At 32.8% G+C, this 13781-nt stretch carries 17 protein-coding genes; 1 reads left to right on the plus strand and 16 read right to left on the minus strand.

Going from position 1 to position 13781, the window contains the following annotated elements; genetic code table 11:
* Positions 1–7: 7 nt before the first annotated feature.
* The 3 genes from BUE10_RS15990 to BUE10_RS16000 form a co-directional block, all read right to left on the minus strand.
* On the minus strand, positions 8–796 hold the full coding sequence (locus BUE10_RS15990; protein WP_073486684.1) for a polysaccharide biosynthesis/export family protein: 789 nt from the start codon (positions 794–796) through the stop codon (positions 8–10).
* Positions 797–866: 70 nt separating this feature from the next.
* Entirely contained in the window at positions 867–1487 is a 621-nt protein-coding gene (gene recR / locus BUE10_RS15995) for a recombination mediator RecR (protein ID WP_073486686.1), read from the minus strand.
* A 176-nt stretch (positions 1488–1663) separates the two neighbouring features.
* Positions 1664–2029 (minus strand): CoA-binding protein, encoded by a 366-nt coding sequence (locus tag BUE10_RS16000; RefSeq protein WP_056200582.1) that lies wholly within the window; start codon positions 2027–2029, stop codon positions 1664–1666.
* 151 nt (positions 2030–2180) lie between these two features.
* Between BUE10_RS16000 and BUE10_RS16005 the strand changes: the two genes are divergently transcribed.
* On the plus strand, positions 2181–2807 hold the full coding sequence (locus tag BUE10_RS16005; protein ID WP_053470839.1) for a MarC family NAAT transporter: 627 nt from the start codon (positions 2181–2183) through the stop codon (positions 2805–2807).
* A gap of 76 nt (positions 2808–2883) precedes the next feature.
* Here the strand turns inward: BUE10_RS16005 and ctlX are convergent, their stop codons facing one another.
* The 13 genes from ctlX to secY all read right to left on the minus strand — a co-directional run bounded on the left by ctlX (position 2884) and on the right by secY (position 13773).
* A complete protein-coding gene (gene ctlX / locus BUE10_RS16010) occupies positions 2884–3819 on the minus strand; it encodes a citrulline utilization hydrolase CtlX (protein ID WP_073486688.1) in 936 nt (311 codons plus the stop codon).
* An 89-nt stretch (positions 3820–3908) separates the two neighbouring features.
* Positions 3909–4823, minus strand: a complete 915-nt coding sequence (locus tag BUE10_RS16015) for a dimethylarginine dimethylaminohydrolase family protein (RefSeq protein ID WP_073486690.1) — start codon at positions 4821–4823, stop codon at positions 3909–3911.
* Between the two features lie 63 nt (positions 4824–4886).
* Positions 4887–6164 carry a citrate synthase gene (locus BUE10_RS16020; RefSeq protein WP_073486692.1) on the minus strand — a complete coding sequence of 426 codons (1278 nt, stop codon included), beginning with the start codon at positions 6162–6164 and terminating at the stop codon, positions 4887–4889.
* Between the two features lie 155 nt (positions 6165–6319).
* Positions 6320–7612 carry a phosphopyruvate hydratase gene (eno, locus tag BUE10_RS16025; protein WP_053470835.1) on the minus strand — a complete coding sequence of 431 codons (1293 nt, stop codon included), beginning with the start codon at positions 7610–7612 and terminating at the stop codon, positions 6320–6322.
* Between the two features lie 102 nt (positions 7613–7714).
* Complete coding sequence (gene carA, locus BUE10_RS16030; RefSeq protein ID WP_073486694.1) at positions 7715–8833, minus strand: glutamine-hydrolyzing carbamoyl-phosphate synthase small subunit; 1119 nt, start codon at positions 8831–8833, stop codon at positions 7715–7717.
* Between the two features lie 242 nt (positions 8834–9075).
* Complete coding sequence (rplQ, locus tag BUE10_RS16035; protein WP_073486696.1) at positions 9076–9534, minus strand: 50S ribosomal protein L17; 459 nt, start codon at positions 9532–9534, stop codon at positions 9076–9078.
* A gap of 62 nt (positions 9535–9596) precedes the next feature.
* Complete coding sequence (locus BUE10_RS16040) at positions 9597–10589, minus strand: DNA-directed RNA polymerase subunit alpha (protein WP_008464329.1); 993 nt, start codon at positions 10587–10589, stop codon at positions 9597–9599.
* Between the two features lie 21 nt (positions 10590–10610).
* Positions 10611–11216, minus strand: coding sequence for a 30S ribosomal protein S4 (rpsD, locus tag BUE10_RS16045; protein ID WP_029272055.1), 606 nt, complete (start codon positions 11214–11216; stop codon positions 10611–10613).
* A gap of 89 nt (positions 11217–11305) precedes the next feature.
* Complete coding sequence (gene rpsK, locus BUE10_RS16050) at positions 11306–11689, minus strand: 30S ribosomal protein S11 (RefSeq protein WP_053470832.1); 384 nt, start codon at positions 11687–11689, stop codon at positions 11306–11308.
* Positions 11690–11697: 8 nt separating this feature from the next.
* Positions 11698–12072 carry a 30S ribosomal protein S13 gene (gene rpsM / locus BUE10_RS16055; RefSeq protein WP_012022478.1) on the minus strand — a complete coding sequence of 125 codons (375 nt, stop codon included), beginning with the start codon at positions 12070–12072 and terminating at the stop codon, positions 11698–11700.
* A gap of 2 nt (positions 12073–12074) precedes the next feature.
* Positions 12075–12191, minus strand: a complete 117-nt coding sequence (gene ykgO, locus BUE10_RS16060) for a type B 50S ribosomal protein L36 (protein WP_002987490.1) — start codon at positions 12189–12191, stop codon at positions 12075–12077.
* A 12-nt stretch (positions 12192–12203) separates the two neighbouring features.
* The gene (gene infA, locus BUE10_RS16065) at positions 12204–12419 is read right to left on the minus strand and encodes a translation initiation factor IF-1 (protein ID WP_007136545.1); all 216 of its coding nucleotides are present in this window, start codon (positions 12417–12419) and stop codon (positions 12204–12206) included.
* Positions 12420–12426: 7 nt separating this feature from the next.
* Positions 12427–13773, minus strand: a complete 1347-nt coding sequence (gene secY / locus BUE10_RS16070; protein WP_053470831.1) for a preprotein translocase subunit SecY — start codon at positions 13771–13773, stop codon at positions 12427–12429.
* Between the last annotated feature and the right edge of the window lie 8 nt (positions 13774–13781).

Genomic DNA, 13781 nt, shown 5'->3' on the forward strand with positions numbered 1-13781 from the left:
ATTATTTTTAATTTCTGATTATCAAATAAACTGTTGTAGCCAATGACAACAAAGTAATAACGGTTCCTATAGACTGTATACCAGTTTGTCCAGTTCCCCACGTTTTTTGTTTTAAAGGCTTGACATATATATAATCATTTGGCTGTAGATAATAATATGGAGATTTCATGACATTAACATCTGTAAGGTCTATTTCATTCATCTGTACACCTGTTGGTGTTTGACGAATTACAGTTACAGCCTTTCTATTACCTACAGTGGTGATATCACCCGCGTTGGCAATAGCTTCCATAATATTTACATTCTCTTTAAATAATGTTTTTGTTCCAGTACTTCCAACCTCTCCGTTGATTGTATATCTAAATCCTGCTAATTTTACAGTAAGAAAAATGTTAGCTTCACTTTTAAAATACTCTTCATGCAATTTTTTTTCTATTTTAACACGAACTTCCTCTAAAGTAAAACCAATAACATTAATTTCTCCTAAAATTGGCATCCTGATATTACCATGATCATCAACAGTAAATCCATCGAAATATAATGACGATTCTGATTTACCAACAGAAGATGCTTCTGTTGTATTAAAAATCGAAACCAATTTAGGATCGATAGCTTTTATAGTAATACTTAAAACATCATTTACTTGCAATCTATAAGGTTTAGATTCTACTGATGCAATATTATTTTGTTCTGATGAAGTATTTTTATCCTGCAAATACACAAGATCATTTAGTGGAATACAAGAGGTGAATAATGTACTAATCAGCAATAATATATAGAGGCTGTTTTTTGTCATTTTGAAAATTTTAACGCAAATATAGTTTTTCCTTTAGTTTTCAGGAAATCTATATATTATTTGATTGTATTTAATTGCTTTTGAAAGTTTTTTCGAACGGAACACGATGTAAAATACTTCTCCCAAGTGTAATTTCGTCAGCATATTCTAATTCATCTCCAACAGAAATCCCTCTGGCTATAGTAGAAATTACAATTTCTGAATCAGCGATTTGTTTATAAATGTAAAAATTTGTGGTATCGCCTTCCATAGTAGAACTCAAAGCGAAGATAATTTCAACCACTTTTCCTGATTTTACTTTCTCAACTAAAGTAGAAATATTTAACTGACTTGGGCCAACTCCCTCAATTGGAGAAATTTTACCTCCTAAAACGTGATAAATCCCTCTGTATTGTCCAGTATTTTCAATCGCCATGACATCGCGGATATCTTCTACAACACAAATCGTTTGATGATTTCTGGTAGTATTTGCACAAATTTCACAGATCTTTGTGTCTGAAATATTGTGGCAATTTTGGCAAAATTTAATATCCTCACGCATATTTAATAACGCTTGTGATAGAAATCCTGTTTGCTCTTTTGGCTGCTTTAACAAATGAAGAACTAAACGCAATGCTGTACGCTTACCAATTCCTGGCAATTGCGACATCTCGTTGACCGCTTTTTCAATAAGTTTTGATGAAAATTCCATGACGACAAAAGTAATACTTTTAATGCTATAGCAGACTTTGACACATCTAAAATCAGCATTCAAAAGATTAAATATTATTAGTAAGTTTATTTTAGCATCGATAAAAAAGATATCCTTTTATGGCGATCCCAAAATTTCGGGAGGCCATAAAAGATATAATGATACTTGAGATAAAATTAATATTGATTCGTCGCTAATAAAACCAACGTACATGCAACTTCAACTTCAATATTATTCAATTCTAATAATTGATATAATTCAGGATTTTCAGTTCCGGGATTAAAGATTACTCTTTTAGGCTGTGCTTCAACGATGTAATTATAATAATCACGTTGACGATTAGGATTTAGATATAAAGTTACTGTATCTATATTTTTAACAGGAACGGCTTTGGTGTGAATTTTTACTCCAGCCACTTCTCCAGTGTTTTGTCCAATTGCTAGAACTGTATGTCCTTTTTGTGTTAATGCATTTATCGCTCTAAAAGCATAACGATCAGGTTTTGTGGTTGCACCAAGCAACAATGTTTTTTTATTTTTCATTATCTTTAAATATTCCACAAAAGTAGTCAAAAAGGACGAGCATAATTTATTCTATTGATTTAGAATATTGACCGTAAAAAATAATATCATAATATAAATTTACACGCAGATATTAAAATTTGACTATTTTTACTTCACTAACCAATATTATATGGATTTATTTATTTACCTCTTTGCTGCACTTTTCTCAGTACTAAACCCAATTGGGACAGTTCCCATTTTTGTTGGATTAACACAGCATGATTCACAAAAAGAACGCTCTAGAATTTCTTTATGGACTGCCATAAATGTTGGTATTATTTTATTGGTCTCTTTTTTTATTGGCCAATATGTTTTGACATTTTTTGGAATAAGCATTGATGCTCTTCGAATTGCAGGCGGAATCGTGATTGTAAATTCTGGTTTTTCATTACTTTCTGGTAAATTCAATAAAAAACGAGGAATCAATAAAAAAATCGAAAATGAAGTACAGCAACGAAATGATATTGCTTTAACTCCATTAGCAATTCCAATGCTTGCTGGACCAGGATCTATTTCTTTATTAATTGCATTTTATCAGGAACATCATCAAGTGGAGGAAATCATTTTTTCTTGTCTTGCAATTTTAGCAATTGCCGTGGTTATTTTTGTTATCCTAAAAAGCGCACATTATCTGGCAAGAATTTTAGGCGCATCTGGAATTGTAGCAATCTCAAGAATTGTCGGTTTTATTGTAATTTCTATTGGAATTCAATATATTGTAAGTTCGATCGTTAATATTATAAAAGGAAATTTTTAAAATGTTTCCATTCATATAAAACAAAAAAGGGATAAAAACTTAGCGTTTCTATCCCTTTTCTATTTTATGATTAGTTTTAATTTCTTGGCAAAAATACTTCAGCCATCATACATCTTGCGCTTCCGCCACCGCAAGCTTCAATTGTATCCAAACTTGAACTTAAAATCTCGGCATGTTTTTCTAATTGTTGAATTTGTTTTGGAGTTAAACTTTGATGAGCTGATGCACTCATAACGATATATTTTTTATCGTTTGTTCCTCGAACTTCCAACATATTTCCGGCGAAATTATTAACCTGATCTTCTGTAATTAGAATAATTTCTTTTTTATCGTCTTTTAGATTATCAAGAACCATTTTACGTTCTTTTTTATCATCGATACAATCTGCACAAATAACCGCGAAAGTTTCGCCCAAACACATCATAACATTTGTATGATATATCAGTTTACGTTCACCATCAACAGTTTGAAAAGCTTCAAAAATTACCGGAGCATAATCAAAATCTTCACAGAACTCAATAAACAATTCTTCGTCAGCACGAGGAGATAAGGCACAATATGCTTTTGCATTGGCACGATCTAAAAGTAAGCTTCCTGTTCCTTCTAAAAAATAACCATCATCTTCTGCAGATGTGTAATCCATTATATTAGAAATCTCAAAACCTTTTTCCTCCAAAGTATCTAAAATATCTTCACGACGTTCTAAACGGCGGTTTTCTGCAAACATCGGATAAAGTGCGACATCTCCATTTTCATGAAATGAAACCCAATTGTTTGGAAAAATACTATCCGGAGTATCTGTTTCTAAATTATCTTCAATTACGGTCACGTCAACACCAACAGCTCTTAGTTTTTCAACAAAAGTATCAAACTCTTGCTGCGCTTTTGCATTAACTGTACTTGGCAATAGTCCGTCTAATACTTTTTGGTAATAATTATTTACAGCTGTTTGTTCATTCATTCTGAAAGCAACAGGCCGTATCATTACGATTGCATTTGTTGTTTGTTTCATTTTTTATATTTTTTGTTTCAAGTTTTAAGTTTCAGGTTTCACGTCTTGCAAAAACTTGAAACCTGAAACTTGAAACCCAAAAACTATTTTTAGTCTCTAATTAATGGTAAAGTTGAACATCTCAATAAACCTTCTTGTTTTGCAATTTCTGCATACGGAATTTCTTCTACAGTAAAACCGTTTGCACGAAGCCAGTTATTTAATCTGGTAAAGTTTTTCTCAGAAACAACAACATCTTTATCAATCGAAAATACATTCGAAAACATATTGTACATTTCCTCTCTTTCAATATGAAATAAGTTTTCTTTTCCAAATAGATTTACCAAATACAAATAATCTGCTTCTTCACGGAAACCTCTTTTGTAAATGATTCCTTTATCTTTTCCAACTGGCTGAAAACAACAGTCTAAATGTAATGCATTGTCACGAGCTTCTAACTTCGATTTAACTAAATCAAACTCTTTCACAATCTTATTTGGAAATAATTCTTTAATATAGTTTACGCCATGCATATTTGTTCTGGCAGTAATGTAATCTTTGTAGTCGCTTCCTTTGTATGTACCAATAAAAATATGATCGTTCCAAAGCATAACATCGCCGCCTTCTATGTGAACTTCTTCTGGCGGGCGTACAACTTTTATTGCATCAATTTGATCAATCACATATTGAATTGCATCTAACTCGCGTTCACGATCTGGTAAAATATTTGATTTTATGAAAACATCATCAATTACAAATCCTATATCTCTAGCAAAAATTTGATTGTAGTTTTCAATCATTTCAGGACGATAAACAGTTACATCGTATTTCTGAAAAACAGCATTAAAAGCATCCATTTCAATAACCATATCTTTTTCGATAGGATATGTTCCGGCTTTAATATGTTCCAATGATTTAGGATCATAGGCTTCATCTAATGAAGGAGTTGGCCCATTATGAACGGCTGAACCCAAAACTACAGCACGTAATCTTGACGTTTCGTTCTTTACATTTAATTGCAACATAACTTTATTATATTTTTGACAAAGATAAAAAAAGCTTTACAGTTAAGTAAAGCTTTAGTTTTTTTATTTGTTAGACTTAAAGTCTCTTAAAGGATGGCCAGTATAAATTTGTCTTGGTCTTCCTATTGGTTCTTTATTTTCACGCATTTCTTTCCATTGTGCAATCCATCCCGGAAGTCTGCCAATTGCGAACATAACAGTAAACATATCCGTTGGAATTCCTAATGCTCTGTAAATAATACCAGAATAGAAATCAACGTTTGGATATAAATTTCTTGATTTGAAGTAATCATCCTCAAGAGCTGCTGATTCTAATTTTTTAGCAATTTCTAAAATCGGATCTTCAACACCTAAAGTCTCTAAAACTTCTTTAGCTGCTTTTTTAATGATTCTAGCTCTTGGATCAAAGTTTTTATAAACTCTATGACCAAATCCCATTAAACGGAATGGATCGTTTTTATCTTTAGCTTTTGCCAAGAATTTATCAGTATCTCCACCGTCCTTATTAATCTCCTCAAGCATTTCAAGTACTGCTTGGTTAGCCCCTCCGTGAAGTGGCCCCCAAAGAGCAGAAACTCCTGCAGAAATAGAAGCAAATAATCCAGCATGAGATGAACCTACCATTCTTACTGTAGATGTTGAACAGTTTTGCTCGTGATCTGCATGAAGAATAAACAATTTATCTAAAGCATCAACTACAACAGGATTTGCTGCATAAGGTCCTGTAGGCAATTTAAACATTAACTGCATAAAATTCTCTACATAACCAGTTGTATTATCGTAGTAGTTTAACGGATAACCCATAGATTTTCTATAAGTCCAAGTAGCAATTACAAGAAATTTACCCATTGTTTTACAAATGGCTTCGTACATTTCTTTTTCATTTTCTACATTAACCGCTTTCGGATTAAATGCTGTTAAAGCACTTGTTAAAGCAGATAAAACGCCCATTGGGTGAGCTGTTTTTGGAAAACCATCAATGATATTTTTCATTTCTTCGTTTACCAAAGTATGTTTTTTAATACCATTTTCAAACTGCTCTAATTCCTGAGCTGTTGGCAATTCTCCGAAAATCAAAAGATAAGAAACTTCTAAGAAACTAGCTTTTTCTGCTAAATCTTCGATTGAATATCCTCTGTAACGTAAAATTCCTAGTTCTCCGTCTAAGAAAGTGATTTCACTTTTACAAGATCCAGAGTTTTTATATCCCGGATCAATTGTAATAATACCTGTTAAATCACGTAATTTGTTAATATCGATAGCTGATTCATTTTCGCTTCCTGTGATTACTGGAAGTTCAATTTTTTGACCATCTACTTCTAATGTAGCTATTTTTGACATAATATAATCGGAAATAATTCTATAAAATAATAATTTATCAAATCTAAGGAATTTAAGACTAACTAAAAAAAGAATCCTGCTATGAATTTGTTAAAACCCAAAAAAAAACCATTCGTTAACACGAATGGTTTCTTTTCAACATATAACTCTTACGATTATTTGATCTTGAAAGCGTTTAATCCTGGGAAATAAGCAGTACTTCCTAACTCTTCTTCGATTCTTAATAATTGATTGTATTTTGCCATACGATCAGAACGAGAAGCAGAACCTGTTTTAATTTGTCCACAGTTTAAAGCAACTGCTAAATCAGCAATTGTATTATCTTCTGTTTCTCCAGAACGGTGAGACATTACTGAAGTATAACCAGCATTTTTAGCCATGTTAACTGCAGCGATAGTTTCTGTTAAAGTACCAATTTGGTTTACTTTTACAAGGATTGAATTAGCGATACCTTTTTCAATACCAGTAGATAAACGTGCAACATTAGTAACAAATAAATCATCACCTACTAATTGTACTTTATTTCCAATTTTTTCAGTTAAATATTTCCATCCATCCCAGTCATCTTCATACATACCATCTTCGATAGAAATAATTGGATATTTAGCAGCAAGTTCAGCTAAATAATCAGCTTGCTCTTCAGATGTTCTGATTTTTCCAGTTTCGCCTTCAAATTTAGTATAATCGTATTTACCGTTTACATAAAACTCAGAAGCTGCACAATCAAGAGCAATCATAATTTCGTCACCAAAAGTATATCCAGCTTTTTCAACTGCTAATTTGATAGTATCTAAAGCATCTTCAGTACCCCCTGCTAAGTTTGGAGCAAAACCACCTTCATCACCAACAGCTGTACTTAAACCTCTGTCGTGTAAAACTTTTTTCAAGCTGTGGAAAATTTCAGTTCCCATTTGCATAGCATGTGTAAAAGAAGTTGCTTTTACAGGGAAAATCATAAATTCTTGGAATGCGATAGGCGCATCAGAGTGAGAACCACCATTGATGATATTCATCATTGGAACTGGTAATGTATTAGCAGAAACTCCACCTACATATCTGTACAAAGGCAATCCAAGTTCGTTAGCAGCAGCTTTTGCAGCAGCCAAAGAAACTCCTAAAATTGCATTAGCTCCTAATTTTGATTTATTTGGAGTCCCATCTAAATCGATCATTAATTGATCAATTGTATTTTGTTCAAAAACAGAAGTTCCAACTAGTTCCTCAGCAATAACAGTATTTACATTGTTCACTGCATTCAAAACTCCTTTTCCAAGATAAGCTTTACCTCCATCACGTAATTCAACAGCTTCGTGTTCTCCAGTTGATGCTCCAGATGGAACTGCAGCCCTTCCTAAAACTCCGTTTTCAGTTACTACATCAACCTCAATAGTAGGATTTCCTCTGGAATCCAAAATTTGTCTTGCGTGAACTTTAATTATAATACTCATTATTTTTGTTTTTTATTAATAGATTATAGATTTTTTTTCGAAATTAGAAAAATATTTAATATTAAAAACGTATTTTCTTTATTAAACACCTTTATTTATTAACTACATCGTTTTAGACACAGCTAGTTTTATATTCTCAACAAATTGATCAAATAAATATGACGAATCATGTGGTCCCGGACTTGCTTCTGGGTGATATTGTACTGAAAAACAATTCTTATTTTTCATTCTCATACCTGCCACAGTCCCATCATTTAAATGTAAATGTGTAATTTCTAAATCAGGGTGATTATCTAACTGCTCTTTATTTACAGCAAAACCGTGATTTTGAGACGTAATTTCACCTTTCCCTGTAATGATATTTTTTACCGGATGATTAATTCCACGATGTCCATTAAACATTTTATAAGTCTGAACACCATTTGCCAAAGCAATTACCTGATGCCCTAAACAGATTCCAAATAAAGGTCTATCCTCTGCAAGAATTTTCTTTGCCACTTCAATCGCTCCAAATAATGGATCTGGATCTCCAGGTCCATTTGACAAGAAAAACCCATCTGGATTAAACGAATTTAAATCTTCATAAGTTGAATTGTATGGAAAAACTTTAATGTAGCAGTCTCTCTTTGCAAGGTTTCTCAAAATGTTCTTTTTGATTCCAAGATCAAGTGCCGAAATTTTATAAGCTGCATTTTCATCTCCAACAAAATATGGTTCAGTTGTAGAGACTTTAGAAGCCAATTCCAAACCTTCCATATTTGGAACATTTTCCAGTTCTTTTTTCAAATCCTCAATTGAAGTTCCATCTGTACAAATAACAGCATTCATTGCTCCATTGTCACGAATATAACTTACAAGAGCTCTTGTATCAACATCAGAAATACAAATCAGATTTTGTTTCGTAAAGTAATCTTCCAGACTTCCAGAAGCACCTTCTCTAGAATAATTAAAGCTAAAGTTTTTACAAACCAAACCAGCAATCTTGATGCTGTCTGATTCTACTTCTAAATCATTAACACCATAATTACCAATATGCGGATTAGTCGCAACCATAATTTGACCAAAATAAGAAGGGTCTGTAAAAATCTCCTGATATCCGGTCATTCCAGTATTAAAACAAACTTCACCAAAAGTTTTACCGCTGATTCCGATAGATTTACCATGAAAAATAGTTCCATCACTTAGTAATAAAATGGCGCTTTGTCGTGTTGTGTATTTCATTCTTTAATTTGTATTGTTTTTAATCGTCTTATGAAACTTTTGATGTTTCATTTGTAATTAGATATTTTGCAAATTTACTTCTTTAAAAGAGTGCTGCCAAGATTTTTTAAATTTTTCATTCATAAAAATAAAACCTTGACACTGAAATAAGTTAAATTTTACTCTTCTAAAAAAAATCAAAAAAAAAGGATAAACTAAAAATTAGCTTATCCTTGATTTCTATAGAATCATTACTTTCATAATTATTCAGAAGCTTCAGAAGCAGTACCTTCAGCTTTCTTAGCTTTACCACCACGACGGCTTTTAGCTTTTTTAACTTCTTTTTTACCTCCATTGTAAAGTTCATTGAAATCTACAAGTTCGATCATCGCCATATCAGCATTATCTCCCAAACGATTTCCAACTTTAATGATACGAGTGTATCCACCTGGACGGTCTCCAACTTTAGCTGCTACATCTCTGAACAAGTCAGTTACTGCATATTTGCTGCGTAAGTAAGCAAAAACAATACGACGGTTGTGAGTCGTATCTTCTTTTGATTTTGTGATTAAAGGCTCAACGAATTGTTTAAGCGCTTTTGCTTTAGCAACAGTAGTGTTAATACGTTTGTGCTCAATAAGAGAACAAGCCATATTAGCCAACATAGCTTTTCTATGTCCAGTCTGTCTGCTTAAGTGGTTGAATTTTTTTCCGTGTCTCATGACGTGTTTTTTTTATCTTCATCTTGCTACAATCCACTATGGAGAGCAAAATATGAAGTAAATTATTCTTTATCTAATTTGTATTTAGCTAAATCCATTCCGAAAGTTAAATTCTTCACTGCAACAAGTTCATCAAGTTCAGTTAAAGATTTTTTACCAAAATTACGGAATTTCATTAGGTCATTTTTATTGAACGATACTAAATCACCAAGTGTATCAACTTCAGCCGCTTTCAAGCAATTTAATGCTCTTACAGATAAATCCATATCAACAAGCTTAGTTTTAAGCAATTGTCTCATATGCAATGACTCTTCATCATACGATTCTGTTTGTGCAATTTCGTCAGCCTCAAGTGTAATTCTTTCATCAGAAAACAACATGAAATGGTGAATTAAAACTTTAGCAGCTTCAGTAAGAGCATCTTTTGGATTAATAGATCCATCAGTTTTGATTTCAAAAACTAATTTTTCGTAATCTGTTTTTTGCTCTACACGGAAATTTTCGATTGCATATTTTACATTTTTTACCGGAGTAAAAATAGAATCTGTAAAAATCGTTCCAATTGCAGCATTTTGTTTTTTGTTCTCCTCAGCAGGAACGTATCCTCTACCTTTTTCGATTGTTAAATCGAAGTTCAATTTGATTTTAGAATCTAAATTACAGATAACAAGGTCTGGATTCAAAACTTGAAAACCTGAGATAAATTTTTGAAAATCACCTGCTGTTAATTGATCTTTACCAGAAACAGAAATTGTAACTGATTCATTATCGATATCTTCAATTTGACGTTTGAAACGTACTTGTTTTAGATTAAGGATAATTTCGGTAACATCTTCAACAACACCTGAAATAGTAGAAAACTCATGATCTACACCTTCGATACGAACAGATGTAATTGCATAACCTTCTAACGCTGAAAGCAAAACTCTTCTAAGTGCATTACCAACTGTCAATCCATAACCAGGTTCTAAAGGTCTAAATTCGAATTTACCTTCAAAATCGGTTGAATCGATCATGATAACTTTATCGGGCTTTTGAAAATTAAATATTGCCATAAATTTCGACTAAGTCAATTATTATTTGTTGTACAACTCTACGATTAATTGTTCTTTAATGTTTTCTGGAATTTGAAGTCTCGCAGGTACAGAAACAAAAGTTCCTTCTTTAAGATCATTGTTCCAAGTAATCCATTCATAAACATGACTTGAATTTGATAAAGAACGCTCGATAGCCTCTAAAGATTTAGATTTTTCACGAACTGCAACTTTATCACCAGGCTTAAGGTGGTAAGAAGGAATATTAACAACTTCACCGTTTACTGTAATGTGTCTGTGAGATACTATTTGACGAGCACCTCTTCTAGATGGAGCAATTCCCATTCTAAAAACAACATTATCTAATCTTGCTTCACATAGTTGTAATAAAACTTCACCAGTAACTCCTTTAGTAGCTGATGCTTTTTCGAATAAATTTCTGAATTGTTTTTCTAAAATTCCGTAAGAATATTTAGCTTTTTGCTTTTCCATTAACTGAACAGCGTACTCAGATTTTTTTCCTCTTTTTTTAGCCATCCCGTGTTGTCCAGGTGGGTAATTTCTTTTTTCGAAAGATTTATCATCTCCGAAGATTGCTTCGCCAAATTTACGAGCGATTCTTGTGCTAGGACCAGTATATCTTGCCATTTTGAATTGTTTAAGATTGAGATTATGAATTCAGGTCTTATCCTTCGATAATCTATTTTCAATCTAGGTTATACTATAAATTTTGAGTATTAAACTCTACGTCTTTTAGGAGGACGACATCCGTTGTGAGGCATTGGAGTAACGTCGATAATCTCAGTAACTTCAATTCCACCGTTATGAATAGAACGGATAGCAGACTCACGTCCGTTTCCTGGTCCTTTTACATAAACTTTTACTTTTTTAAGTCCAGCCTCAAGAGCTACTTTACTACAATCTTCTGCTGCCATTTGAGCTGCGTACGGAGTATTCTTTTTAGAACCTCTGAAACCCATTTTTCCAGCTGAAGACCAAGCAATAACTTCACCTTTCTTATTTGTCAAAGAAATAATAATATTGTTAAAAGTAGAAGAAACATGAGCTTCACCCGTTGATTCAACGATAACTTTACGTTTTTTTGCAGTTGCTTTAGCCATATTACTTATTATTTAGTTGCTTTTTTCTTGTTAGCAACAGTTTTTCTTTTTCCTTTTCTAGTTCTAGAGTTGTTTTTAGTTCTTTGACCTCTTAATGGAAGACCAGATCTATGACGAATTCCTCTATAACAACCAATATCCATTAAACGTTTGATGTTTAAAGAAACTTCAGAACGTAACTCTCCTTCAATTTTGTAAAATGAAACAGCATCACGAATCGCTCCGATCTCGTCATCATTCCAATCTTGAACTTTTTTATCTTGGCTAACTTGAGCTTTCTCTAAAATCTCAATAGCTCTACTTTTTCCTAATCCGAAGATGTAGGTAAGTGCTATAACACCTCTCTTGTTTTTTGGGATATCTACCCCTGCTATTCTTGCCATAATTATCCTTGTCTTTGTTTAAATCTAGGATTCTTTTTGTTTATCACGTACAATCTTCCTTTTCTACGCACGATAATGCACTCGGCACTTCTCTTTTTTACTGATGCTCTAACTTTCATAGTGAATATCCTTTAATATCGATAAGTAATTCTTGCTTTTGACAAATCGTAAGGACTCATTTCTAGTTTCACTTTATCACCAGGTAATAATTTGATATAATGCATACGCATTTTTCCAGAAATATGAGCAATTACAATATGTCCATTTTCTAACTCCACACGGAACATTGCATTAGATAATGCTTCAATGATTGATCCGTCTTGTTCTATTGCTGATTGTTTTGCCATAAATATATTAAGCTACTGCTTTTCTATTTTTACCAGTCTTCATTAAACCATCATAATGTTTGTTTAACAAGTATGAATTGATTTGTTGAATAGTGTCTATCGCAACTCCAACCATAATTATTAATGAGGTACCTCCAAAAAACATTGCCCAAGATTGTTGTACATCCATAATACTTACAACAATAGCTGGGAACACAGCAATCAAAGCAAGGAATAAAGATCCTGGGAAAGTTATTAAAGACATCACTTTATCAAGAAATTCAGAAGTTTCAGCTCCAGGACGAACTCCAGGAATAAAACCACCACTTCTTTTTAAATCATCAGCCATTTTGTTAGTAGGTACAGTGATCGCAGTATAAAAGAATGTAAATACAATAATTAAAGTTGCAAAAACAAAATTATACCAGAAACCAAACATATTACTAAATGCACCAACAATAGATTGTGATGTGTCTGATTTAGACAATCCAGCTACTGCTGCAGGGATAAACATAATTGCCTGAGCAAAAATGATAGGCATAACTCCAGAAGCATTAAGCTTAAGAGGAATCCACTGTCTGTTACCACCTGCTAAATCTTGCTCATAGTCACCAGTTGTAGTACGACGAGCGTATTGAACCGGGATTCTACGTACCGCCATTGTAAGCAATACACAAGAAATGATTACCAATAACCACACAATAATTTCAATAACTAACAACATTGGACCTCCATTGTTATTGGTAACTCTCGTTGTAAACTCTTGAATAAAAGCTTGCGGTAAACGAGCTAGGATACCAACCATAATTAATAATGAAATTCCATTTCCAATACCTTTATCCGTAATTTTTTCACCAAGCCACATAGCAAAAATTGTACCAGTAACTAAGATGATAACAGAAGAGAACAAAAATTCAGGTGAATTAAATCCTAGTAAGAATGCACTTCCAGGTAACGTTCTGTATAAATTATAGATATAAGTTGGACCTTGAACCAGTGTAATAGCTATAGTCAACCAACGAGTGATTTGGTTAATCTTTTTTCTACCACTCTCTCCATCGTTTTGAAGTTTTTGCAAATAAGGAATCGCAATTCCCATTAACTGAACAACAATAGATGCAGAAATATAAGGCATAATACCTAAAGCAAAAACTGAAGCTTTAGAGAAAGCACCTCCTGTAAACATGTCTAGGATAGATCCTAAACCATTTTTAGTTTGTCCCGCTAAACCTGTTAATTGAGTTGCGTCAATTCCAGGCAGCGTTACATGTGCACCAAAACGATATACCAAAAGCAATCCTAATGTAATTAAGATTCTGTTTTTCAGTTCTTCGATTTTCCAAACATTACTTATTGATTCAATAAATTTCTTCATCTTAATAG

This window comes from Flavobacterium sp. CF108 (assembly GCF_900129795.1).
In the GTDB taxonomy this organism is placed as follows: domain Bacteria; phylum Bacteroidota; class Bacteroidia; order Flavobacteriales; family Flavobacteriaceae; genus Flavobacterium.